Consider the following 23,309-nt stretch of genomic DNA (forward strand, 5'->3'; position numbering starts at 1 on the left):
GATTAATAATATTGAAAAAAAGACTGAGATTAAATAAAAATGTCCTAATTTTTATTATCGTTTTCGTGATAGTTGTTATTGCATATTTTGGGTCGCCTTTGAGCAAGGTCAGAAATATTACCGTCAAAGGCGTCAATGACTTGGGTGCTCAACAAGTTATTGATGCGACCAAGATCAATGAAAATTCGGTTTTAATCGATGTCTTATTGCATCATCGTTCGATTGCACAACAGACAGAAAAGAAGTTGCCTTCTGTCAAGTCGGTCTCAATTAATACTAGAAATATGCGAGATTTGACTATTAAAGTGCAAGAGCACCAAACTTTAGGATTTATCAATAAGAATGGTGGCTATTATCGGATCATCAATGACGGACAAGTCATAAATCAAAAATTAGCTTCTCCAATTGGTAATTATCCGATCTATTCTGGCTTTCATCAAAAACGGCTTCAGCAGATGGCGAAAATCTATGCAAAATTACCAAGCAGCGTTCAAACTAACGTTTCTGAATTCTATAATTCACCAACTAAAATGAACCCATATCGGATCAAAATTGATATGAATGATGGTAATAAAGTTATCGCTGATATGAGGACTGTCAAGTCAAAATTGAAATATTATCCTGGCATAGCGTCACAAATGAAAAAAAAGGGCGTTATAGATTTAGAGATCGGTGCCTATTCTTATCCTTTTAAAGACAAGAAATAGGTTTAATATAATCATTTTTGTGTTAAAATTTTTTAGTGAATAGATTTTTCTAGGTAAGGGAGGTTCCCACAATTAATGGACAATTCTGAATTTTTTGTAGGTCTTGATATTGGCACAAATTCAATCAAGGTTGTGGTTGCTGAGGCGTCTGAGGAACGATTGAGTATCGTCGGCGTTGGTAGCGAACGATCTGAGGGTGTAAGTCGTGGCGTTATAGTGGATATCGATAAAGCGGCGAATGCGATTAGAAGAGCTGTCAAAAAGGCTGAAACACAAGCAAACATTTCCATCCGCGACGTAGTTGTTGGAATATCAGCAAATATGTTACAGATTGAGAAATGCCGAGGTATGATTGCGGTTGGATCTCAATCAAAAGAAATTAATGAAAATGATGTCAGACAAGTTATGTCGGCAGCGATGGTGCAAAACTTACCTAGTGAAAGAGAAGTTGTTTCTCTAATACCAAAGCAATTTTCAGTTGATGGGTTCAATAATATTCGGGACCCACGTGGAATGATCGGCGTGCGTTTGGAGATGTCTGGAATTCTCTATACGGCACCTAAAACGATCGTTCATAATACAAAGAAGGCCATCCAAAAGGCTGGCTTGAATATTATCCATAAGGTTATTTCTCCAATGGCATTGAGTCAAGTCGTCTTGAATGACGGTGAAAGTGATTTTGGTGCAGTGATTATTGATATGGGAGCTGGTCAAACGACCGCTTCCGTTGTTCATGACCATAACTTAAAGCTTTCAACAGTCGATTTCGAAGGTGGCGACTATGTAACTCATGATATCTCGGTCGTTTTGAATACTACGGTTGAGAACGCTAACCAGTTGAAGCTTTATTATGGAAATGCGGCACCTGATAAAGCGTCGCAAGATGAAAACATTTCTGTTGAAGTAGTGGGCAAAAATGAACCAACAATGGTTTCAGAAGAATATTTGTCTGAAATTATCGAAGCACGACTTAATCAAATTTTTACTAGATTACAAGCGCCACTTGAAGATGCTGGTGCATTGTCATTGCCAGGTGGGATTGTCCTAACTGGTGGTGTAGCTGCAACGCCAAATGTTGAAGATTTAGCTAAAAAAATCTTTGATGTTAAGGTAAGAAGCTATGTACCAACGCAAATGGGAATGCGTTATCCATCATATTCATTGGGGCTAGGTTTGGTTACCTACGCTTCAAGATTGAATGATATTGGAGTGATTGCTGATAATGTTGTGAACGGTGCAACGGTTGAAAATAGTGATTATCAACCACAAGCTCAAACCGTTTCTGAACAACCACAGCCTAAGCCTCAATCGAAACCAGTGAAAACTAAGGCTTCCAGAAAAGTTGAACAGCCTGCTCAAACAGCGGCTGCACAAGCTGATAATGGTAAAAAATCGTCGAAGTTCAAGGACTTTTGGAGCAGATTTTTTGATTAATAATAAATAATAAACGATTTATAGGAGGAACTCCTTAATGGAATATACTTTAGACTCTACGCAAAATAAGGGAGCGGTAATCAAAGTTATTGGTGTCGGCGGTGCCGGTGGCAATGCTGTCAATCGAATGGTAGAAGCAGGAATCAAAGGTGTGCAATTCATCGCTGCTAATACTGATGTACAAGCTCTAGAAAGTTCAAATGCTGAAACAAAGATCCAATTAGGACCTAAACTTACACGTGGATTAGGTGCCGGTTCAAACCCTGAAGTTGGACAAAAAGCAGCCCAAGAAAGTGAAGAAGCTATCAAAGAAGCTCTTGAAGGAGCAGATATGATCTTCGTTACAGCCGGAATGGGTGGTGGTACCGGAACAGGTGCTGCTCCTATCGTAGCTAATATTGCTAAAGAAAGCGGCGCTTTGACTGTCGGCGTTGTTACGAGACCATTTGCTTTTGAAGGTTCAAAACGTTCACGTTTTGCAGCTGATGGAATCACTGAACTGAAAAAGGATGTCGATACTTTAGTATTGATCTCAAACAGCAAACTTTTGGAAATTGTCGATAAGAAGACTCCTATGAACGAAGCCTTCAGTATTGCTGATGACGTTTTGCGTCAAGGTGTTCAAAGTATTTCTGACTTGATTACTTCACCTGGTTTTGTTAACTTGGATTTTGCTGATGTTAAGACCGTTATGTCTGATCAAGGTTCAGCTTTGATGGGTATCGGTCAAGCTAACGGTGAAAATAGAATTTCTGAAGCAACTAAGAAGGCTATCTCGTCACCATTGCTTGAAGTTTCAATCGATGGTGCCAAACAAGTCTTGCTTAACATTACTGGTGGCCCTGACTTGTCATTGTTTGAAGCTCAAGATGCAGCGCAAATTGTTTCCGAACAAGCTACCTCAGATGTTAATATTATCTTCGGTACTTCTATCGACGATACGCTAGGAGATCAAGTTAAGGTTACAGTTATTGCTACAGGTGTTGAAAGTGAAGATAAAAAGCGTGAAACAACTAGACGTCCTTTGAATAACCGTCAAGCAACTTTAAATAATGACCAAACCAAAGAGCCAGCTAGTGAAGAGAAAACAAGAGCTGCTCAACCTAAGCCATCAAACGATCCTTTAGCTGCTTGGGATATTAATCGCGATGCCTCTAAGTCAACTGATGTCTCTGGAGAAAAGGGCGATTTTGAAATCTTCCAAAAGCCAGAAACAATTGATTTGAACGGCGATGACGACGATTCTACACCTCCAATTTTTAAACGTCGTAATAATAAATAAAAGGAGACATATCTATGGCATTTGAAAAATTAGGCAGTTTTTTTGGTATTAATGACGATGAAGATTATTCAGAAAATGCAACTACTGATGTTAAAGCTGAACAATCTCAGTCAAACTATTCAAATAATGAAAAGGTAGTATCAATGAATACAGCAAGCGATAGAGTAAAGGCCAGTAGCAAGATTGCTATCTACCAACCTAGAGTCTATTCAGACGCCAAGGTGATTGCAAAACAATTGCTAAACAATAAGGCTGTAGTTGTTAATTTTAATAATGTCAATGATGAACAATCAAAGAGAATCGTCGACTTTTTAACAGGTACTATCTTTGCTTTGAATGGTGAAATAAAACGTGTTGGAGAAAAAATCTTTCTTTGCACTCCACCAAAGTTTGAAATCGATGGAAGTATACCGGATATAAATGAATAAAGTCGAGGAAAGATATGGATCGAATTTTTAGTGGATTTCCATTTATCGTTAGTTTAGCTTTCCAAGTGTATGAAATGATCATCTTGATATATTGCTTGATGTCTTTTATACCTTCCCTTTATAACTCGGGATTTGGAAGGTTCATCTCTGCGATGGTGGATCCATTCTTAAATCTAATCAGACGGGTCATACCAACAACATTAGGCCTGTTCGATTTTTCTCCAATAATTGCGATTATCTTAATTCAATTATTGCAGAAAGCGGTATTTTTAATAATATAATTATGGATGATAAAAAAACAATTATGGGTGGAGGATTTTTCCGTCCAGAAGAAAAAATGTTCATTGATAAGATAAGTGGCATTTTATTAAAGGCCCAAACAATGTACACTCCACAACTCACTGATTTTTTGAATCTCCGTGAACAGACTATCCTGAATAGCTTGATCAATAAGTATGATGATTTGTTCGTTCATTACTTTGGCGGCTATGAAGGTGCAGAAAGAGTCAGGGGTATAATTGCTCCTGACTATTTTGTCCCTAAAGATGCGGATTTTGAAATTGAGATGTTTGAGATTCGTTATCCAGAGAAATTTGCTAATTTGCATCATGGACAAATATTGGGCTCATTAACTGGATCAGGTGTCGAACGTGATCGTTTTGGAGACATTATTACCGATGGCGAAAATTGGCAATTTTTTGTGTTCAAGTCAATGAGCGATTTTATTGAAGAGCAAGTTAAAAAGATTGGTCCGTACAAGATTCATCTGATTGAAAAGCGTTTTGATGAATTATTGCTGCCCAAAGACGAATCAACCGATGAGAACATCTCCGTGCAATCATTACGTTTGGACACGATTATCGCTGATGTTTATGACCTCTCAAGACAGAGTGCCAAAGCGTTAGTTGATCACGGTAAAGTTCAAATAAATTGGGTCGTCAATAAAAATGCTAGCTCATTTATCACGATGACTGATACACTGAGTGTAAGAGGTTTTGGACGAATCAGGATCAATGATATCTTGGGACGGTCAAAGAACAACAAGTATATCCTCTCAGTTAATATAATTAAGAAATAGTAGGGGCGTGAAGTTATGGTATTATCACCAGTAGAAATACATGATAAAGAATTTGATAGTAAATTTCGAGGCTATGACCGCGACCAAGTAGATAGCTTTTTAAAACAGGCAGCCCAGGATTATAATTTGGCTCTTCAAAAAAATGCCGAGTTAGAAAAACAATTAAAAGAGACTTCTGATCAATTGAAGTACTTTACCGACATGAAAGATGCTTTAAATCAATCGATTTTAGTTGCTCAAGAAGCAGCAGAAAAGGTTAAGAGCGAATCGGAACAAGAGGCTCAGATTATTATCGAAGAGTCCCAAAAGAAAGCTCGCGATTTATTGAATCAATCGACGGAAAAATCAAATCAAATTTTGCAAGATGCCTCTGATCGGGCACGACAGGTAACAATTGAAACTGATAACTTGAAACGCAGTGTCAACTCTTTCCGTCAAGGTTTGCAAGGTATGTTGAAACAACAGCTTGATATGGTCGACAACGATGAGTGGTCGAAGCTTAATGACAGTACTTCTACTGACCAGTTGAAAAAACAAGTGGGCGATCAATCAGTCAACGCTGACCAGAATTATCAAGCCGATAATCAACAAGATTATGAAAATGACCAGAATTCGGTTTTCAATTCTCAGCAAATGAATTATAATAACAACATGCAGGATGATCAGCCTGATGAATCTTATACGATTAATCATCAACAAAATGAACCAACGTTCAATTTCAAAGATGATCAGCCTGATGATTCGGAGAAAAAATAAGAGAATAAGTGCTTTGCAGGAAACTTTTTCAGCGAGCTAGTGTTGGTGTGAGACTAGTAAAAGTGATGCTTAGTATATCAGCTCTTAAACAATTTATTTGATTTACCAATAGGTGGTATAGCGAGAACTCGTCCTAAATTGGATGGGTTCTTTTTATTTTTAGAAGGGGTGAAAGAATGAAAGTCAAAGATACTTTAAACTTGGGTAAAACTAAGTTCCCAATGCGAGGCAGTCTGCCAACTAAAGAAGCAGAATGGCAAAAAGCCTGGGAAGAAAATAAGCTTTATGAACAACGTCAAAAATTAAACGAAGGTAAGCCAACTTTTGAATTACTAGATGGACCTCCATTTGCCAATGGTGATATCCACATGGGACATGCTCTAAATAAAATCTCAAAGGATATTATCGTTCGTTACAAGTCAATGAATGGTTTCCGCGCACCTTATGTGCCTGGCTGGGATACTCACGGTTTGCCAATTGAACAACAACTAGCTAAAAAAGGCGTTAAACGTAAGGAAATGAGCTTGTCAGACTATCGTAAGTTATGTTACGAGTTTGCTCAAGGTGAAATCAAGAAACAAATGGCTGGTTTCAAGCGTCTCGGAATTTCTGCCGACTGGGATCACCCATACGTTACTTACCAACCAGAATTTGAAAAAGCTGAAATCGAAGTTTTTGGTGAAATGGTTGATAAAGGTTACATTTACCGTGGTAAAAAACCTGTTTACTGGTCTCCATCTTCTGAGTCTACTTTGGCTGAAGCTGAAGTGGAATATAAAGATATCAAGTCACCATCAATCTTTGTAGCTTTCAAAGTTCGTGATGGCAAAGGTGTCGTAGATCAAGATGCATCCTTTATTATTTGGACAACAACTCCATGGACGATTCCTTCAAACGAGGCTATCTGTGTCAATCCTAAGTTTATTTACGCCGAAGTTGAAGCCGATGGTAAGAAATATGTTGTCGCTCAAGAAAGATTACAATACGTTCAAGAACAATTAGGTTGGGAAAAAGTTGAAGTTCTAAAGACTATCCAGGGCCGTGACCTCGAAGGCTTAACAGCTACTCATCCGCTATATGATCGTGAATCACTCTTGATCCTTGGTAACCACGTTACTTTGGATGATGGTACTGGTTTAGTTCATACAGCTCCTGGATTTGGTGCTGATGACTTTGTTGTCGGTATGAAATATAAATTACCAATTTTCTCACCAATCGATGCTCAAGGTAGATTTACTGACGAAGTCCCTGAATATGAAGGTGTCTTCTATGATGATGCTAACAAGCTCATTAGTGAACGAATGAAGGAAAATGGTTCCTTGTTGAAGTTGAGTTTCTTCACTCACAGTTACCCACATGATTGGAGAACTAAGAAGCCAGTTATTTTCCGAGCAACTCCACAATGGTTTGCTTCAATTGATAAGTTTAGACAACAGATTCTTGATGAGATTGAAAAGATCGACTTTATGCCTGATTGGGGTAAAACTCGTCTCTATAATATGATCCGCGACCGTGGCGATTGGGTTATTTCTAGACAACGTGCTTGGGGTGTACCACTACCAATTTTCTATGCTGAAAATGGCGACCCAATCATGACTAAAGAAACAATCGATCATGTTGCTGACTTATTTGGTAAATATGGTTCCAATGTTTGGGCTGAACGTGATGCTAAGGACTTGCTCCCAGAAGGCTTCACTTATCCAGGTAGTCCCAATGGTAAATTTACTAAAGAAACTGATATTTTGGATGTTTGGTTCGACTCAGGGACAGTCCACTCAGGTGTAGCTAGAACTCGTGATAACTTAACTTTCCCAGCTGACTTAATTTTGGAAGGTTCTGACCAATATCGTGGTTGGTTCAACTCAATGTTAGTAACTTCAGTTGCTGCTTATGGAGTCGCTCCTTACAAAGCTATCTTGTCACAAGGCTTCACGCTTGATAAGAACGGCGTTAAGATGAGTAAATCATTGGGTAATGTTATTGCACCTAGCGATATCGAAAGACAATTTGGGGCCGAAATTATTCGTCTCTGGGTTGCTTCAGTTGATGCTAGTTCCGATGTTTCTGTTTCAGTTGATTCATTTAAGCAAGTATCTGAAACTTATCGTAAGATCAGAAATACGATCAGATTCATGTTGGCCAATACAACCGACTTTGACCCTAAGACTAATGCTGTCGCTTATGATGACCTTCGTCCAGAAGATAAGTACATCAAGGTTAAGTTGAATGACTTAGTTAAAGAAGTTTTGGCTGACTATGACAAGTACGACTTTGCTGATGTGGCTAAGTCAGTTGTTAGTTTCATCGTTAATGAAATGTCAACTTTCTACTTGGACTTCGCTAAAGACGTTGTTTATATTGATGCCGAAGATTCCCATGCTCGTCGTTCAATGCAAACTGTGATTTACGATGTTGCAGTTAAATTAGCTAAACTTTTGACACCAATCTTGCCACATACAATGGAACAAGTTTGGGAATACTTGAAAGAACCAGAAGATTTTGTTCAATTAGCCGAAATGCCTAAGGTTGAAGAAATCTCTGATCAAGCAGAAATTGAAAAAGATTGGACGATCTTCATGAACTTTAGAGACAATGTCTTGAAGTCACTTGAAGTTGCCCGTGCTGATAAATTGATTGGTAAGTCACTTGAAGCAAAAGTTACAGTTAAACCAAGTGCTGAATTGAAAGCCGTCTTGGACAAGATCGATAGTAACTTCGGTCAATTATTGATCGTTTCTCAATTTGAATTGACTGCTGATGAACTTGCTTCAGCCGATAAGTATGAATTAGCCGATGTTCTAGTTGAAAAAGCCGATGGCGATGTTTGTCAAAGATGTCGAATGATCAAGACTGATGTTGGCAGTGATCAACATTATCCAACATTCTGTGCTAGATGTGCTAAAATTGTTTCAGAAGAATATCCAGAGACAATGACAGCTGGTTTTGATGAATAGGATAGGTGACGCAATGTTTACCGGAAAAATTGTAAGATTTAATAATAATCGTGGCTTTGGTTTTATCAATAATGGTGAGGAAGATGTTTTCTTCTTCGCTGATTCGATTCTTAATCGAGATGACTATTATATTAAAGATGGGCTGGAAGTAACTTTTGAAATTGCTCCTGGCTATAAGGGACCACAAGCTGTTAATATTAATATCAAAGACGAAGAAAGCACAGATTAGTGCTTTCTTTTTCTTTGGTCCGGTTGTAGTTAATTCAATATCTGGTAAAATATCTCCATTGGCTCTATTAATTAATTTCCAATAAAATGAAGCAAGAAGGTTAAGTAATGGAAAAAGAAGATTCAAGATATTACGAAGAAGTCGTTGCTAAAAAGAGAATGTTTGGTGGCAAAATTTTTAACGTTGACGTGGAACAAGTTGTTTTACCAAACGGAATTCCAGATATTCGTGAAGTCGTTGAACACCACGGCGCAGTGGCAATTATTCCCTTTACCAAAGATGACAAGATGATCTTTGTTAGACAATGGCGGACACCACTTGAACAAGAAACTTTGGAAATACCTGCTGGGAAAATCGATCCTGATGAAGGCAGCGATTTAGAAGAAGTTGCGCTCCGGGAAATGGACGAAGAGTTAGGGATGACGACTGATAAGTTGGAAAAAGTTACCGCCTTTTTTGCTAGTCCCGGTTATTCAAACGAAAAGTTGACGGTCTTTAAGGCAACTGATCTAAAGAAAATCGAGTTTAAACGTCCTCTGGATCCGGATGAATTTTTGAATGTTGAGACTTTGACGCTTGATCAGGCCAAGGCACAAATTGAAGCAGGCGTTATCTGCGATTCCAAAACAATCTATGCGATTACTTATTGGGAACTATTGAAAGCAAAGGAAAGAAACAATGTTCTCTAAAATAAAAGATTTCTTTAATTCAAAGACCAAGTCATCAGCTGCAAAACAACCACAGACCGTTGTCCGAGCTGATCAAATTGAACAGCAACAACAACGGATCCGTGAACACGAACAACAGCGGGCTGAAAATGAGTACCAACAGCAACATCCCGAAGTTCAACTACAAGAAAATCTTGAAGAATTTGAAGTTAAGACCAATAAATTGAAGAAGAAATTGAATATTGCCATCATTACAGTATTCGGTTTAATTATTTTGGTGTTTTTAATATTATTTTATATTTAAGGAGTAAAGTATGAAAATTGGCGTAATTGTACCTATGGAAGAAGAAATTAAATTAATGAAAGAATCACTAACTGATGTGACAAAAGAATCAGTTGCCGGAGTCGATATCACGATTGGTACGTATAAGAACCATCAAGTTTATCTAGCTCAAAGTGGTATCGGTAAAGTGCAAGCTGGAATGACCACAACGATTATTAATGACCGTTATCAACCAGACTTTGTGATCAATAGTGGTTCCGCCGGTGGTATTGGTGAAGGACTTCAGATTGGTGATGTAGTTATTTCTGATAAATTGGCTTATCACGATGTCGATGCAACTGGCTTTGGCTATGCCGTGGGACAATTACCTCAACAAGAGCTTTATTTCAACGCTGATACTGATTATGTACAGGCAATTGCTGCCGCAGCTAAGCGCACTGGTTTGACGACAAAAGTAGGTTTGATCGTCACCGGAGACCAATTTGTTGACTCAAAAGAAAAAATTGCTACAATTAAAAAGTCGTTCCCAGATGCTTTAGCATCTGAAATGGAGGGCGCAGCTGTGGCTCAAGTCTGTGCTCAATTCAAGACACCATTCGTGGTAATTCGTTCAATGAGTGATGTTGGAGACGAAAATGCTAGTGTTAATTTTGACGAATTTGTTTTACAAGCCGGACGCAAATCAGTAACGATGTTACTGAACTTTTTAGACCAAGAATAGAGGGGATTTATTGTGGCATTTATTTATTTAGATAATGCTGCTACGACACCAATGGCTACACCTGTAGTCGATGTAATTCATGACCAAATGGCCAATAACTTTGGTAATGCTTCGGCAACCAATTATTTTGGTCGTCAAGCTCGTAAAGTTCTCGACGAAAGTCGTCATACGATTGCGCAAAGTCTCAATGCTAAAGACTCTGAAATTGTCTTTACTAGTGGCGGGACTGAAAGTGATAATACAGCGGTGATTGAAACAGCTTTATCTAGACAGCAACTAGGTAAACATATTATTACTACTGCCATCGAACATGAAGCAGTATTAAAACCAATGGCCTATTTGGAAACATTGGGTTTTGAAGTAACTTATTTGAAACCTAATGAAAGAGGCGAGGTTACGGTCGAACAAGTTCAAGCAGCCTTGCGTGATGATACGATTTTGGTATCAGTCATGTATGGCAATAACGAGGTTGGTTCTTTAAATCCCATCAAACAGATTGGGGAGTTGTTGAAAGACCATCAAGCCTTTTTCCATACTGATGCGGTTCAAGCTTATGGAATGGAAGATATTGATGTTAAAGCAGAACATATTGATTTATTATCAACGTCGGCTCACAAGATCAATGGACCTAAATTTATTGGCTTTCTTTATATCAATGGAGCGATTCATATTCCATCCTTTATCAAAGGTGGCGACCAAGAAACTAAACGTCGGGCCGGAACAGAAAATGTTCCCGCAATCGCTGGTTTTGCCAAAGCCGTCCAATTGATTACTCCCGCAGAAAAGAAAGCTCGTCAAGAACGTTATTTTGGATTTAAACAAACTATCCAAAAGATTTTACAATCAAAAAAGATTGACTTTGGGATCAATGGACCAAATGATCAACATGCGTTAAATCATGTCTTAAACTTATATTTGCCAGGAGTTGATCGTGGAGTCTTATTGACTCGATTAGATCTGGAAGGATTTGCAATTTCTGGTGGCTCAGCATGTACCGCTGGTAGTCTTGAACCATCACATGTTTTGGTAGCTATGTTTGGTGCAGACAGCCCTAAGATCAACGATTCTGTCCGAATTAGTTTCGGTAAAGATAACACAGAAGAAGAAGTTGTTAAATTTACTAATAAGCTAGTTGAAATCGTTTCAGACTTGACTAATTAGGCCTTTTTATTCAAACTTATAATTAAGTGGAAATTTCTTATAAGGGATGATAAAAATGACTAAATTACAAGCTCAAGTAACAGGGGATCAAGAAGTTTATCAATTGAACCCAGAAATAAAAAAATATTCGTTGTTAGATGCAGGTTTCATGGAATCAAACAAAGGTAGTTTTCGTTTGGTTCATCCAATCAATGGATCATCTCCATACGAAGCTCGTTATTATTTACGAGCTACTGTTGACAAAGATTTAAGCAGTTTAAAATTAGCAATTACAGATAAGTCTGGATTGCATAATATCAATATGTTCAAGATCAAGGACACTGAAGCAGAAGTAAGTGACTACCGATACTTAATGAACTTTTTGAAAGAAAAAAATGTATTAGTTAAATAAATGAGGTTTTCAAATGGATAATAAGAAGAAGCGTGTTGTAGTAGGTATGAGTGGTGGCGTTGACTCGTCAGTTAGTGCACTTCTTTTGAAACAACAAGGCTATGAGGTTATCGGAGTATTTATGAAGAATTGGGATGATTCTGATGACTCCGGTGTATGTACTGCCACTGAGGATTATGAGGATGTAGCAAAGGTTGCCAATAAGATTGGTATTCCTTACTATTCAGTCAACTTTGAAAAGGAGTATTGGGACCGCGTATTCGAATACTTCCTAGCAGAATATCGTAAAGGAAGAACTCCTAACCCTGATGTTATGTGTAACAAAGAGGTTAAGTTCAAGGCCTTTTTAGACTATGCTGACAAGTTGAATGCTGACTACATTGCTATGGGTCATTATGCCCAAACATTCCGTGATGATAACGGAGTAGTTCATCTTTTGCGTGGTGGCGATGCTAATAAGGATCAAACTTATTTCTTAAGTACAGTTCAACAGCATCAATTACAAAAGGCTTTGTTCCCAATCGGTGGTATGCAAAAGTCAGAAGTTCGTCGAATTGCTGAAGAGGCAGGTTTAGCAACTGCTAAGAAGAAGGATTCAACCGGTGTATGTTTCATTGGTGAGAGAAACTTCCGTCAGTTTTTAAGCGAGTTTTTGCCAGCCCAAGCCGGAACAATGATGACACCAGATGGTGTGGTTAAGGGTAAGCATGCTGGTTTGATGTACTACACGATCGGTCAAAGATCAGGGCTTGGAATCGGTGGCAATGGTAAGTCAAACGAGCCATGGTTCGTAGTTGGTAAGGATATGTCAAAGAACATTCTTTATGTTGACCAGGGCTATGACAACCCAGCATTATATGCCGATCATCTTGATGCTTCAGACTTGTCATTCATCACCGGCTTAGATTATGGTGATACATTCCATGCCACAGCTAAGTTTAGATATCGTCAACAAGATACAGGCGTGACAGTCCACGTCTTGGGTGATGGTAAGGTAAATGTCGAGTTTGATAATCCAGTTCGTGCTATCACACCGGGACAAGAAGTTGTCTTCTATGATGGCGAAGAGTGTCTAGGTGGCGCAACAATCGATGCCGCATACATGGCTGAAAAGAAGTTACAATATATCTAGAGAATTAGCATTGCCGTAATTTGGTATTGTCTAATTAATCGTTAAAAAAATAAAGACTAATTACAGCTCAAGTGAGAACACTTGGGGATGTGATTAGTCTTTTTCGTTAAGTCGATCGATAATTTTCCGAAAAGCTGAGGCAGAACTTGAAAAAACTTTCCAAAAAACTCATAATTATATTAACTAACTTTGTAAGGTGAGAAAAATGGAATTGTATTTTGTGAGACACGGGAAAACTGAATGGAACTTAGAAGGAAAATATCAAGGTGGACATGGCGATTCACCACTGTTGCCGGAAAGTTTGCATGATATCGGTCTTTTAGCTAAAAGGTTAGAGGATATTCCAATCGATAACATGTATTCCAGTCCTTTGCAGCGCGCTAAGACGACTGCTAAAACTTTGATTAAAGACTTGAATCGTCCAATTCCCTTAACAATTGTGCGTGATTTACGTGAATTTGATTTAGGAATCATGGAAGGTCGAAAGTTTTCCGAATTAGAAACCGAAATGCCTGAAGTCATCTATGCTTTTCGGCATCAACCACGGGACTATGACTATGGTTTGATTCGGGGAGAATCCTTTGAAAAAGTTGCTGATCGCACAACTCGTGCCGTCAAAAAAATCGTCGCTGCAAATAAAGCCGACAGCAATCTAGTGATTGTAAGTCATGGTGCTGCTTTAGTAACTATGATTCAGTCTCTTCTAGGAACCAAGATTGCCGACGTTCGGAAAAATGGCGGACTGTCCAATACCAGTTTGACTCACCTTCGGTATGAAAATGATGAATTTAGTTTAATTAAATGGAATGAAACAAGTTATTTGAACAAGAAGATGGAAAGTTCAGATACTATTTGAGGTAGTTATGAATAAGCAAGCAGAAGAGTTATTTAATCAAGGTGACAAAGAAGCGGCTATTAAATTGATCGTCGCTGATTTGAACAAGAATCCCAAACAATTGCCAGAAATTTTACAATTATCTACTTACTTAGTGCAAGCAGGAGATTTGGAACAAGCTGAAGAACTTTTAGCCCGTTCTTTGGAAATGTTCAAAGATAATCAAGATTTACTCTATAACCTTGGCAATGTTTATTACTTGGCCGATAAGTTCGATAAGGCTAATGAAATCTTTCAAAATTTGATCGATGATAATTATGCTTTCGAAGCTTATTTTATGATGGCAAAAACCTTGGATCAGCAAGGTCAAAAGCAAAAAGCAATCATGTATGCTTTGACCGCTGTAGAAAAGTCGCCGAAGGATCAACAAGCAAATGAATTACTAGCTGATTTATTGCTGGCTAACGGTAACTTTCAAGAGTCACTTAGATTTTATCAGGATGCTAATAAAATCAAGCCAGAAGCCAAATATTACTTCAATATGGCTCTGTGTGCCATGAATCTCGATCAAGATTACCAAGTCTTTCTGAAGAAATCGAGAGAATTAGATGAGAATTACTACTTGAAGAATGAAAAAAAGCTAGCTGATTTACAAAAATTTATCGAGCAAGGAGATAGCGATGACGGAAAGTAACGAAAAGCCTTATTTCTTAGGCACTGTCAAAGCCATCTTTTTTGAAAATCCCGATAACTTGTTCAAAATTTTTACGATCAAAGTTAAAAAGACCAATACTGATTGGGACGCTGGCGACATCGTAGTTACTGGTAGTTTTGGCGAAATCGTCGAGGAAGAAGAGTATCGTTTTGAAGGTGAGATCGTTGATCATCCGAAGTACGGTAAGCAATTCAAGGCTACTTCATACAAACGCAGTCGTCCCAGTGGCCGCAAAGAGTTAGTCAAGTTTTTCTCGAGTGATGAATTTCCTGGCATTGGTAAGAAAAAAGCTGAAAAGATTGTCGACGAATTAGGCGAGAATGCGATTGATAAAATCTTGCAAGATCCGCATGCGTTGGACTTCTTGAAACTTGGCGAAGAAAAAACACAGACGATCATCGAACAAATTTCCAGTAATCACCAAACAGAACAAGTTTTGTATCAGTTGAATAATTACGGCTTTGGACCAACTCTAAGTGCGCGTATTTATCAAAAGTACGGTGCGCAAACAATCGATAAATTAACAGAAGATCCTTATCAGTTAGTGATCGATGTTAAAGGTGTCGGTTTTAAGCGGGCGGATGAGTTAGCAAAAAGATTAGGAATCACAGGCGATGATCCCCGTCGAATCAAGGGTGCTTTGATTCAAATGGTCAGTCTTTTGATCAATGAAACAGGCGATACTTACGTTGATGGACAAGAATTGATCAAGCGAGTCAGTGGTGTTTTAAGAGCTGGTAGTGGGCCTGATTTACAGAATAAATTACTGGCAGGATTAAGAAACCTAGTTAAAGATGGTGTTTTAACGGTTGAAGATGGCAAGATTTATCAAAAGGACCTTGCTGATAGCGAGTGGTCGATTGCTCAATCCTTAAAGATGATCACGGACAGTTTTAAGGGTGTTCCTTGGCAACAAAAGGATTTAAAGAAGCAATTAGATAAAATTGAACGTAATTTCAAAGTTGAATATGATGACTCGCAACGACAAGCCATCGAACATTCTTTGAATTCGCCGATCTTTCTGTTGACAGGTGGACCCGGTACTGGGAAAACGACGATTATCAATGCGATAGTCTCAGCGTATGCAAAGTTAAATGACGTGACCTTAGATCCCAGTTCAGAGGATTTTGCCATAGCTTTAGCAGCACCAACTGGTCGGGCGGCGAAGCACATGGGAGAGGCTACTGGCCTACCAGCTAAAACGATTCATCGCTTGTTGGGACTGACTGGTACAGAGGATGATGAGTTCGCTGAACCGAGTTTGGATTGCAAACTGCTGATCATTGATGAGATGTCGATGGTCGACACACAATTGTTTAAGATTTTGATATCTGCAGTTCAACCGGGTACGCAAATAGTTTTAGTAGGTGATCGTGATCAGCTGCCATCAGTTGGCCCTGGTCAAGTTTTCGCTGACTTGATCAATAGTCAAGCTTTTCCAACGACTATTCTAAAGAATATTCACCGTCAAGATGAAGATTCCACAATCATTCAATTAGCTCATGATATTAATGAAGGTATTATCGTGGACGGAATTTTTCAAAATCGAGCTGACCGTAGTTTTATCAGTTGTACTAGCCGAGATGTTCCACATGTTTTATCACAGATCGTCGACAAATCGAGTGAACGCGGGTTTGATATTGCTGATGTGCAGGTATTAGCTCCTATGTATCGAGGAACGGCAGGGATCGATAACTTGAATGTTGTTATCCAAAACGTCGTTAATCCGATGAAGCCAAAGCGCAAGGAAGTTTCTGTCGGCAATACTAAGTATCGAATTAATGATAAAGTCGTCTATTTGGTTAATACGCCAGAAGATAACGTCTTTAATGGTGAAATTGGTAAAATTATTGGAATCATCCTGGCAAAGGAAAATACTGATCATGTCGATAAGTTAGTCATTGATTTTGATGGGAATGAAGTCACTTTGAATCGCAAAGATTGGATCAATATCACCTTGGCTTACTGTACCTCGATTCATAAATCGCAAGGTTCTGAGTTTGAAATGGTGATTTTACCCTTAGTGAACGAAGAATCGCGAATGTTGCGTCGTAATTTGTTGTATACAGCTGTAACTAGAGCTAAGCGGTTACTGATCATGGTTGGTGATCGAAGTGCTTTTGAACGCTCAATCAGAGATCAATCGAGTGAACGTCGAACAACTTTAAAAGAACGAATCTTTACAACTTTCAAAATCAATCAAAAAGCAGCTCCGGATGAAGCTGTTGAAGTTAGTGATGATAATCAAGAAACAGATTATCGGTTAACTTTAGATATGGTGATGAATAATGCTATCAATCCGATGATTGGGATGGATGGTATTACGCCAAATGATTTTCTTGATTCAGCGGCTAGTTAAATTTGTTAATTAAAGAAAAAGGATCCCGCTTCATGTTGATGAAGTGGAATCCTTTTTTTGATATGAATCAATTAGAAAAACTACATCTAATGATTGATGGGCAACCAGAATGGATGTTGATCAACTTGAAAATGAAAATCAAATTCACTAGGAGTTAATTCTTCGCCATCCATCTGACCAAACTGATCAGTGGCATTTTTTAAGGTAAATGAATCTCTTTCAATATGCCAGACATTTTTATCTTTTAGATGAGAGCCATTGGTCAGCAAGCGTGTAAATAAATTAATAAAAGTTAAACCAGTAATTTTTTTGACAACGACCAAGTTTAGATGGTGGTTGAAGGGATTAGCCGTGGGATCAATCGCGAAACCACCACCAAAATAAGGATGATTGGTAGCAACCACGATATAAGCCGAATTAAAGTGCTTGGCTTGATGATCATAATCGACGTCCAACCCAAAAGCTGGTTGTAATTTAATTACTTTCAACAGATTAGTGAAATAAGAAAATGTTCCCAAGTGTAATTTGTTCAACAATTCCTTACGAGTCGAATGATTGGTGTAATACACCGTACTGGCATCGAACCCAATACCGATATTATTAATAAAGTAATGGGAAAAGTGGGGCCCGACAGCTTTACCGATATCGATAGTTTGAGGTGTCTTCATTGATAAAATAGCTTGCATTAAGATGACAGGGTTCTGATTCTTCAATTTGATACCACGGCAGAAATCATTGCCAGAGCCACCGGGAATATAACCCAGCGGCGTGTTTGGATAAGCCGAAGTTTTCACGCCGTTAACGGATTGATTTAAAGTGCCATCGCCTCCGATGACAACGATTTTAGTGTTGTCTTGATGCTGATTTGCCAACATGTTAGCAATTCTAACTCCGTCGCCATCTTTTTTAGTCAAGTGAATTTCGTATTCGAGTTGAATGCTATCAAGAAAGTTAGTTACTTTTTTGCAAGCACTCTTGGCATGACCATTTCCGGCAAGTTGGTTGAGAATAATTTCAATTTTATTTGTATCCCTCATTTTTATACCCTTTAAATAAAAAAAGTAGATCAAAATGATCTACTTAGATTGAAGTTCCTATTAACATTGGTAAGATTACTGGATTTCTAGCAGTACGTTTGTATAAGAAGTCTTGTAATCCCTCAATAATAATACGTTTTAAAGCAGCCTCAGTAACTTTTTCATCTTCATTCTCAAAGGCATTCTTGATCAAATGGAAGACACGCTTTTGTGCTTGATTGATCAATTCACCAGATTCACGCATATAGACGAAACCACGTGAAAGAATATCTGGTCCAGCAAGAACGATATGTTTTTGATAGTCAATTGTTGCCACGACTACAACCATTCCTTCTTCTGAAAGAACTTGACGGTCATGGATCACAACATTTCCAATATCACCGACACCTTTACCGTCGACATAAACATCGCCAGCAGGGAAGTGTCCAGCAACACGGGCAGTATCTTTAGTTAGAGCTAAGACATCACCGTTTTCCAATAAGAAAGAGTGATCTTGTGGTACATCACATAATTCAGCCAATTCAGTGTGAATCTTCAACATCCGATACTCACCGTGAATAGGCATGAAGAACTTAGGCTTCATTAAACGAAGCATTAATTCTTGTTCCTCTTGGCCACCGTGACCAGAGGCATGGATATTGTTGACTTTACCATGGATGACTTCAGCACCAGCTTCAGAAAGTTGGTTGATCAAATGGTTAACACTGATCGTATTACCAGGAATTGGGTTACTTGAGAAAATAACGGTATCTCCTGGTTGAATTGTAATCTGTCTGTGAGTTCCATTTGCGATACGACTCAAGGCAGCCAATGGTTCACCTTGAGAACCGGTACAGAGGATCAAGGTTTCACTGGCAGGTGTTTGATTCAATGCGTGCGGATCGATCAGCATGTTGTCAGGGATATTCAAATATCCTAATTCACGACCATTTTCAATCGCTTGTTCCATACTGCGACCGAAGACAGCAATCTTTCGACCTTGTTGTAAAGCAGCGTCAACCGCTTGGGAAATACGATAAATATTTGAAGCAAAGGTAGCGAAGATAATTCGTCCTTGAATAGTTTCAAATATTTGATGAATCGTTAGACCAACTGAACGCTCAGACTTAGAGAAAGTAGGTATTTCAGCGTTAGTACTATCAGATAGTAAACATAGAACACCTTTAGCTCCTAAGGCAGCCATCTTCTGTAAGTTAGGTGAAGGTAGTCCAGCTACAGGTGTTAAGTCAAACTTAAAATCACCAGTTTCAACGATAATACCTTGTGGCGTATGAACGGCAATTCCTAAAGTATCAGGAATTGAGTGAGTTGTTCTAAAGAATGAAACGCTTGTCTTAGGGAATTTGATGACATCATCTTCGTGTAAGACGTGCATTTCTGTGGTACGTAGTAAACCGTGTTCCTCCAATTTACCCTTAATCAATGCACATGCTAGTGGACCGGCATAAATAGGAATATTGGGAAGCTTTTGGAGAAGGAAAGGAATACCACCAATATGGTCTTCGTGACCATGAGTAATGAATAGACCTTTGATCTTGTCCTTGTTTTCTACTAAGTAACTGTAGTCTGAAATGACATAGTCAATTCCAAGGAGTTCGTCTTCAGGAAACTTGATTCCGGCATCAATCACGATCAATTCGTCTTGATATTGAACTCCATACATATTTTTACCAATTTCGCCAAGGCCCCCGATGGCAAAAACGGCAACTTCGTTATTTTTAACTTTAAACGACATTAACTAAAACTCCGTCAATTTAAAATCAGGGCTCTTCTTTTCGTACTCAAGGTGTTTTTCATCGAGTTCCTGAATAAATTCAATTTCGTAGTCAGTATTTTTTTCAACGGCTGCACGTACTTCAATGCTTGAAGCGGCATCCATATAAAGTGAATGTGTAAATTCACGACGGGGGTTATCTAGTTCACTTGTTTGATATAAAACTTTATAAATCAATATTTGTTTCTCCTTTAGTTGAATTAAATGAAACAGGTCAGTTTCATTTGACTTTTTTTCCAGTCCATTTGTGCAGTAATCAATAGATAGCACAATTCTACCATATATAAGAAAGTAAGTATACTTACACCAGACTAAGAAATTACGATCGTACTTGGGTCAAGATCAAATGGAGCAGTCTTGTTGATCTTGTCGTAGTACAAGTGACCGTTTAAATGATCGATTTCGTGTTGGCAAACGATAGCAGGGTAATCTCTGACACGTAGAGTTTGTTGATTGCCATCGAAGTCATCGTACTTGATCGTAACGCGATCAGCCCGTGGAACAAAGCCTTGAACGTCGTTATCGACTGATAGACAACCTTCACCCTCAGAGAGAGCAGCTTTTTGAACCGAGTTTCTCACGATAACTGGGTTGATCAAAGTGATCTTTAATAGGGGCTTGTCGGGATCATCGTCGTTTGGTACCAATACCGCAGCCATCATTTTTGAAACGCCCACTTGAGGAGCGGCTAAACCAACGCCAGCTCTTAGTTGATGCTTTTCGGCGTATTCTTCATCTTGACTCTTGATAAGATATTCCATCATGTTTGCAGCTAGTTTTTTGTCGTCATCACTTAGTGGAAATTCAACCTTAGCTGCAACTTTTCTTAAAACTGGATCGCCATCACGGACGATATCTTTCATAAAATACATATTTTCCTCCAAATGTTTAATAGTACAAAATTTACCTTAGTAATATTATTATAGATTAATTTTCATCAAAAATAGAAATATTTGAAAAAAAAGTTAGATAAGTTTCATTGAAAACTATCTAGCTTTTTTTAGCAACCATTTCTGAGTGCTAATTTTGTGATAATGAAAAGTAAAATGCTAAACTATTATTGTATATGTTACCGATTACAGGGTCACATAAAAAATACTGGAGGTTTGAGAAATGAAGTTAATTGATTACGGTGTCAGACATGATGAGAAGAAGTATATTCAGGAATGGTCTCAAGCAAATGGGATCGAAGTAAAGATCGTCACAGATCTGTTAACTCCTGAAACTGTCAAAATGGCTGAAGGTTATGATGGGGTCGTTGCATATCAACAACTTCCTTATGATGAAAAAGTTTTCGATCAAATGAATGAGTATGGGATTCACGTAATTTCGTTGAGAAACGTCGGGGTGGACAATGTTCCAGTTGAGGCCTTGAAACGAAACCAGATTCGTTTAACCAACGTACCAAGCTATTCTCCAGAAGCTATCGCTGAATATTCAGTGATTGGCTTGATGGCTCTATTGCGGAACATGAAACACATGATCCGTAAAGTTGACCAAAATGACTTCCGTTGGGCTCCTGATATTGGACGTGAATTGAACCAATTGACTGTGGGAGTTGCTGGAACGGGTCGTATTGGTCGCGCTGCTATAAAAATTTATCAAGGTTTTGGCGCTAAAGTTATTGCTTATGATAAGTTTCACAACCCTGAGATCGAAAAAGAAGGTCTCTATGTTGATGATCTCGACACTTTACTTAAAGAAAGCGACGTTGTAACTTTACACATTCCAAGTTTAGGTAAAGGCAATACTTTGATCAACAGCAAGACCATTTCCGAAATGAAAGACGACGCTATCGTAATCAATACTGCCAGAGGCGATTTAGTAAATACGAGTGATCTTTACGATGCCGTTGCGGGTGGAAAACTTTATGGTGCTGTGCTCGATGTTTATGAAAATGAAGTCGGTATTTTTAATTCTGATTTAAGCGATCAAGGCTTGACAGATGAACTTTTAGAAAAAGTGATCAAGAGCCCAAGATTCATTTTGACACCTCACATTGCTTTCTATACAACCAAGGCTGTCAAGAATATGGCCACTGTTTCACTCAATTCGATGGTCGAAGAATTAAACACTGGTACATCAAAAAATGAGGTTGATTTCAGCAAATAGTTAGATATTTCACAATGTTAATGAAATTTTTTTTCGTGAAAGAAAGCCTAAACCCCTTGTTTTTTAGGGGATCAATGGTAGACTAAAATTATATGAAAGCCCTTACAGTATTCACAAGGGATGAGTTTTTTGAAAGGACTGTGGAGAATGGCAAATAAACCTATTGTTGATTTTGAATCAATTAAAAATAATTTAGCAGATAATCCAAAGCCTATTCAGGTTTTGAATGAAAATGCTGAAATAACTAATCAAGAAATTTTTGATACTTTTTCTGATGACGACTTAGTTGAATTTATGAAAAAGATGGTTTGGGAACGTGCATTGCACGAACAAACTATGAACTTCTCTCGTCAAGGACGGATGGGATTTTACGCACCTACTGAAGGTGAGGAAGCATCTGAAATGGGGACTGTCTTAGCAATGAAAAAGCAAGACTATCTGCTTCCTGCCTATCGTGATGTTCCACAATTGATTCAACACGGTGCAACCGTGACTGAAGCTTATCTTTGGTCAAGAGGACACGTTGTTGGTAATAAGTTCAAGGCTCGTTCAATGATGCCACAAATCATTATCGGTGCTGCTTATGTTGAAGCTGCTGGTGTTGGTTTAGGTATCAAGAAGAATAAAGAAGAAGATACGATTGCATTCACTTATACCGGTGATGGTGGTACTTCTCAAGGTGATAGTTATGAAGGGATGAACTTTGCCGGAGCATATCAAGCACCTGTCTTATTTATCGTGCAAAATAATGGCTTCGCTATTTCAACTCCTCGTGTAAAGCAAACAGCTGCTCCAACCTTGGCTCAAAAAGCTGTTGCAGCGGGTATTCCTAGTGTTCAAGTAGACGGTATGGATATCTTGGCTTGCTATGCAGTTGCTAAGGCTGCTCGTGATTACATGGTTGCTGGAAATGGACCTGTCTTGATTGAAACTTTGACATATCGTTTCGGTGCCCACTCAAGTGCTGGTGATGATCCTAAACGTTACAGAACTAAGGAACAAGAACAACCTTGGTTCGATAAAGATCCATTGATTCGTTTGAGAAAGATCTTGGAAGACAAGGGACTTTGGTCAGAAGATCAAGAAGACAAATTAGTTGAAGAGTACAAAGCAAGCTTCAAGGAAGCTATCAAGGAAGCAGATGATGTTCCAGCTGATAAAGTTTCCGATATGTTGAAACGTACATTTGAAATTCCAACTCCAGAAATGAAACAAGAAATTGAAAAATTCGAAGCAAAGGAGTCGAAGTAAAA

At 38.5% G+C, this 23,309-nt stretch carries 24 protein-coding genes; 20 read left to right on the forward strand and 4 right to left on the reverse strand.

Going from position 1 to position 23,309, the window contains the following annotated elements; genetic code table 11:
* Window positions 1-11: 11 nt before the first annotated feature.
* From ACYT32_RS04915 to recD2, 18 genes are all read left to right on the forward strand, one after another.
* Window positions 12-707 (forward strand): cell division protein FtsQ/DivIB, encoded by a 696-nt coding sequence (locus ACYT32_RS04915; RefSeq protein ID WP_395264919.1) that lies wholly within the window; start codon window positions 12-14, stop codon window positions 705-707.
* Between the two features lie 75 nt (window positions 708-782).
* Complete coding sequence (gene ftsA / locus ACYT32_RS04920) at window positions 783-2,141, forward strand: cell division protein FtsA (RefSeq protein ID WP_395264917.1); 1,359 nt, start codon at window positions 783-785, stop codon at window positions 2,139-2,141.
* A gap of 37 nt (window positions 2,142-2,178) precedes the next feature.
* Window positions 2,179-3,423 (forward strand): cell division protein FtsZ, encoded by a 1,245-nt coding sequence (gene ftsZ, locus ACYT32_RS04925; RefSeq protein WP_395264915.1) that lies wholly within the window; start codon window positions 2,179-2,181, stop codon window positions 3,421-3,423.
* 14 nt (window positions 3,424-3,437) lie between these two features.
* Complete coding sequence (locus tag ACYT32_RS04930) at window positions 3,438-3,851, forward strand: cell division protein SepF (RefSeq protein WP_395264913.1); 414 nt, start codon at window positions 3,438-3,440, stop codon at window positions 3,849-3,851.
* 14 nt (window positions 3,852-3,865) lie between these two features.
* Window positions 3,866-4,132: a YggT family protein gene (locus ACYT32_RS04935; RefSeq protein ID WP_395264911.1), complete on the forward strand. Its 267-nt coding sequence runs from the start codon at window positions 3,866-3,868 to the stop codon at window positions 4,130-4,132.
* A 2-nt stretch (window positions 4,133-4,134) separates the two neighbouring features.
* Window positions 4,135-4,929 carry a YlmH family RNA-binding protein gene (locus ACYT32_RS04940; protein ID WP_395264909.1) on the forward strand — a complete coding sequence of 265 codons (795 nt, stop codon included), beginning with the start codon at window positions 4,135-4,137 and terminating at the stop codon, window positions 4,927-4,929.
* Between the two features lie 15 nt (window positions 4,930-4,944).
* Entirely contained in the window at window positions 4,945-5,685 is a 741-nt protein-coding gene (locus ACYT32_RS04945; protein WP_395264907.1) for a DivIVA domain-containing protein, read from the forward strand.
* A 176-nt stretch (window positions 5,686-5,861) separates the two neighbouring features.
* Entirely contained in the window at window positions 5,862-8,639 is a 2,778-nt protein-coding gene (gene ileS, locus ACYT32_RS04950; RefSeq protein WP_395264905.1) for an isoleucine--tRNA ligase, read from the forward strand.
* Window positions 8,632-8,868, forward strand: coding sequence for a cold-shock protein (locus ACYT32_RS04955; protein ID WP_395264903.1), 237 nt, complete (start codon window positions 8,632-8,634; stop codon window positions 8,866-8,868). The genes ileS and ACYT32_RS04955 overlap by 8 nt, the downstream gene beginning before the upstream one ends.
* A gap of 107 nt (window positions 8,869-8,975) precedes the next feature.
* Window positions 8,976-9,557 carry an NUDIX hydrolase gene (locus tag ACYT32_RS04960; protein WP_395264901.1) on the forward strand — a complete coding sequence of 194 codons (582 nt, stop codon included), beginning with the start codon at window positions 8,976-8,978 and terminating at the stop codon, window positions 9,555-9,557.
* Window positions 9,547-9,840 carry a hypothetical protein gene (locus ACYT32_RS04965; protein ID WP_395264899.1) on the forward strand — a complete coding sequence of 98 codons (294 nt, stop codon included), beginning with the start codon at window positions 9,547-9,549 and terminating at the stop codon, window positions 9,838-9,840. Before ACYT32_RS04960 ends, ACYT32_RS04965 begins: the two co-directional genes overlap by 11 nt.
* 10 nt (window positions 9,841-9,850) lie before the next feature.
* Window positions 9,851-10,540, forward strand: coding sequence for a 5'-methylthioadenosine/adenosylhomocysteine nucleosidase (locus ACYT32_RS04970; RefSeq protein WP_395264897.1), 690 nt, complete (start codon window positions 9,851-9,853; stop codon window positions 10,538-10,540).
* 12 nt (window positions 10,541-10,552) lie between these two features.
* A complete protein-coding gene (locus ACYT32_RS04975; RefSeq protein WP_395264895.1) occupies window positions 10,553-11,701 on the forward strand; it encodes a cysteine desulfurase family protein in 1,149 nt (382 codons plus the stop codon).
* 55 nt (window positions 11,702-11,756) lie between these two features.
* Window positions 11,757-12,092, forward strand: coding sequence for a hypothetical protein (locus ACYT32_RS04980; protein ID WP_395264893.1), 336 nt, complete (start codon window positions 11,757-11,759; stop codon window positions 12,090-12,092).
* Between the two features lie 13 nt (window positions 12,093-12,105).
* Window positions 12,106-13,224, forward strand: coding sequence for a tRNA 2-thiouridine(34) synthase MnmA (gene mnmA, locus ACYT32_RS04985; protein WP_395264891.1), 1,119 nt, complete (start codon window positions 12,106-12,108; stop codon window positions 13,222-13,224).
* 205 nt (window positions 13,225-13,429) lie between these two features.
* Window positions 13,430-14,080, forward strand: a complete 651-nt coding sequence (locus ACYT32_RS04990) for a histidine phosphatase family protein (protein ID WP_395264889.1) — start codon at window positions 13,430-13,432, stop codon at window positions 14,078-14,080.
* Window positions 14,081-14,087: 7 nt separating this feature from the next.
* Complete coding sequence (locus tag ACYT32_RS04995; protein ID WP_395264887.1) at window positions 14,088-14,753, forward strand: tetratricopeptide repeat protein; 666 nt, start codon at window positions 14,088-14,090, stop codon at window positions 14,751-14,753.
* Window positions 14,740-17,133, forward strand: coding sequence for an SF1B family DNA helicase RecD2 (gene recD2, locus ACYT32_RS05000; RefSeq protein ID WP_395264886.1), 2,394 nt, complete (start codon window positions 14,740-14,742; stop codon window positions 17,131-17,133). Before ACYT32_RS04995 ends, recD2 begins: the two co-directional genes overlap by 14 nt.
* 86 nt (window positions 17,134-17,219) lie before the next feature.
* On the opposite strand, the gene ACYT32_RS05005 is transcribed toward recD2, so the two are convergent.
* The 4 genes from ACYT32_RS05005 to def all read right to left on the reverse strand — a co-directional run bounded on the left by ACYT32_RS05005 (window position 17,220) and on the right by def (window position 20,816).
* Window positions 17,220-18,170 (reverse strand): diacylglycerol/lipid kinase family protein, encoded by a 951-nt coding sequence (locus tag ACYT32_RS05005; protein ID WP_395264884.1) that lies wholly within the window; start codon window positions 18,168-18,170, stop codon window positions 17,220-17,222.
* Window positions 18,171-18,213: 43 nt separating this feature from the next.
* Entirely contained in the window at window positions 18,214-19,905 is a 1,692-nt protein-coding gene (gene rnjA, locus ACYT32_RS05010; protein WP_395264882.1) for a ribonuclease J1, read from the reverse strand.
* Window positions 19,906-19,908: 3 nt separating this feature from the next.
* Window positions 19,909-20,121, reverse strand: a complete 213-nt coding sequence (locus tag ACYT32_RS05015; protein WP_395264880.1) for a DNA-directed RNA polymerase subunit epsilon — start codon at window positions 20,119-20,121, stop codon at window positions 19,909-19,911.
* 134 nt (window positions 20,122-20,255) lie between these two features.
* The gene (gene def, locus ACYT32_RS05020; protein WP_395264878.1) at window positions 20,256-20,816 is read right to left on the reverse strand and encodes a peptide deformylase; all 561 of its coding nucleotides are present in this window, start codon (window positions 20,814-20,816) and stop codon (window positions 20,256-20,258) included.
* 241 nt (window positions 20,817-21,057) lie between these two features.
* On the opposite strand from def, the gene ACYT32_RS05025 reads away from it, so the two are divergent.
* Entirely contained in the window at window positions 21,058-22,056 is a 999-nt protein-coding gene (locus tag ACYT32_RS05025; protein ID WP_395264877.1) for a D-2-hydroxyacid dehydrogenase, read from the forward strand.
* Window positions 22,057-22,203: 147 nt separating this feature from the next.
* A complete protein-coding gene (pdhA, locus tag ACYT32_RS05030; RefSeq protein WP_395264876.1) occupies window positions 22,204-23,307 on the forward strand; it encodes a pyruvate dehydrogenase (acetyl-transferring) E1 component subunit alpha in 1,104 nt (367 codons plus the stop codon).
* Window positions 23,308-23,309 lie beyond the last annotated feature (2 nt).

This window comes from Companilactobacillus sp. FL22-3, assembly GCF_054881455.1.

Excerpts from the sequence above, each read along its gene's own strand:
- ftsA (WP_395264917.1), top strand. The coding sequence starts at position 783 with ATGGACAATTCTGAATTTTTTGTAGGTCTTGATATTGGCACAAATTCA.
- ftsZ (WP_395264915.1), top strand. The coding sequence starts at position 2,179 with ATGGAATATACTTTAGACTCTACGCAAAATAAGGGAGCGGTAATCAAA.
- ACYT32_RS04930 (WP_395264913.1), top strand. The coding sequence starts at position 3,438 with ATGGCATTTGAAAAATTAGGCAGTTTTTTTGGTATTAATGACGATGAA.
- ACYT32_RS04935 (WP_395264911.1), top strand. The coding sequence starts at position 3,866 with ATGGATCGAATTTTTAGTGGATTTCCATTTATCGTTAGTTTAGCTTTC.
- ACYT32_RS04940 (WP_395264909.1), top strand. The coding sequence starts at position 4,135 with ATGGATGATAAAAAAACAATTATGGGTGGAGGATTTTTCCGTCCAGAA.
- ACYT32_RS04945 (WP_395264907.1), top strand. The coding sequence starts at position 4,945 with ATGGTATTATCACCAGTAGAAATACATGATAAAGAATTTGATAGTAAA.
- ileS (WP_395264905.1), top strand. The coding sequence starts at position 5,862 with ATGAAAGTCAAAGATACTTTAAACTTGGGTAAAACTAAGTTCCCAATG.
- ACYT32_RS04955 (WP_395264903.1), top strand. The coding sequence starts at position 8,632 with ATGAATAGGATAGGTGACGCAATGTTTACCGGAAAAATTGTAAGATTT.
- ACYT32_RS04960 (WP_395264901.1), top strand. The coding sequence starts at position 8,976 with ATGGAAAAAGAAGATTCAAGATATTACGAAGAAGTCGTTGCTAAAAAG.
- ACYT32_RS04965 (WP_395264899.1), top strand. The coding sequence starts at position 9,547 with ATGTTCTCTAAAATAAAAGATTTCTTTAATTCAAAGACCAAGTCATCA.
- ACYT32_RS04970 (WP_395264897.1), top strand. The coding sequence starts at position 9,851 with ATGAAAATTGGCGTAATTGTACCTATGGAAGAAGAAATTAAATTAATG.
- ACYT32_RS04980 (WP_395264893.1), top strand. The coding sequence starts at position 11,757 with ATGACTAAATTACAAGCTCAAGTAACAGGGGATCAAGAAGTTTATCAA.
- mnmA (WP_395264891.1), top strand. The coding sequence starts at position 12,106 with ATGGATAATAAGAAGAAGCGTGTTGTAGTAGGTATGAGTGGTGGCGTT.
- ACYT32_RS04990 (WP_395264889.1), top strand. The coding sequence starts at position 13,430 with ATGGAATTGTATTTTGTGAGACACGGGAAAACTGAATGGAACTTAGAA.
- ACYT32_RS04995 (WP_395264887.1), top strand. The coding sequence starts at position 14,088 with ATGAATAAGCAAGCAGAAGAGTTATTTAATCAAGGTGACAAAGAAGCG.
- recD2 (WP_395264886.1), top strand. The coding sequence starts at position 14,740 with ATGACGGAAAGTAACGAAAAGCCTTATTTCTTAGGCACTGTCAAAGCC.
- ACYT32_RS05005 (WP_395264884.1), bottom strand. The coding sequence starts at position 18,170 with ATGAGGGATACAAATAAAATTGAAATTATTCTCAACCAACTTGCCGGA.
- rnjA (WP_395264882.1), bottom strand. The coding sequence starts at position 19,905 with ATGTCGTTTAAAGTTAAAAATAACGAAGTTGCCGTTTTTGCCATCGGG.
- def (WP_395264878.1), bottom strand. The coding sequence starts at position 20,816 with ATGTATTTTATGAAAGATATCGTCCGTGATGGCGATCCAGTTTTAAGA.
- ACYT32_RS05025 (WP_395264877.1), top strand. The coding sequence starts at position 21,058 with ATGAAGTTAATTGATTACGGTGTCAGACATGATGAGAAGAAGTATATT.
- pdhA (WP_395264876.1), top strand. The coding sequence starts at position 22,204 with ATGGCAAATAAACCTATTGTTGATTTTGAATCAATTAAAAATAATTTA.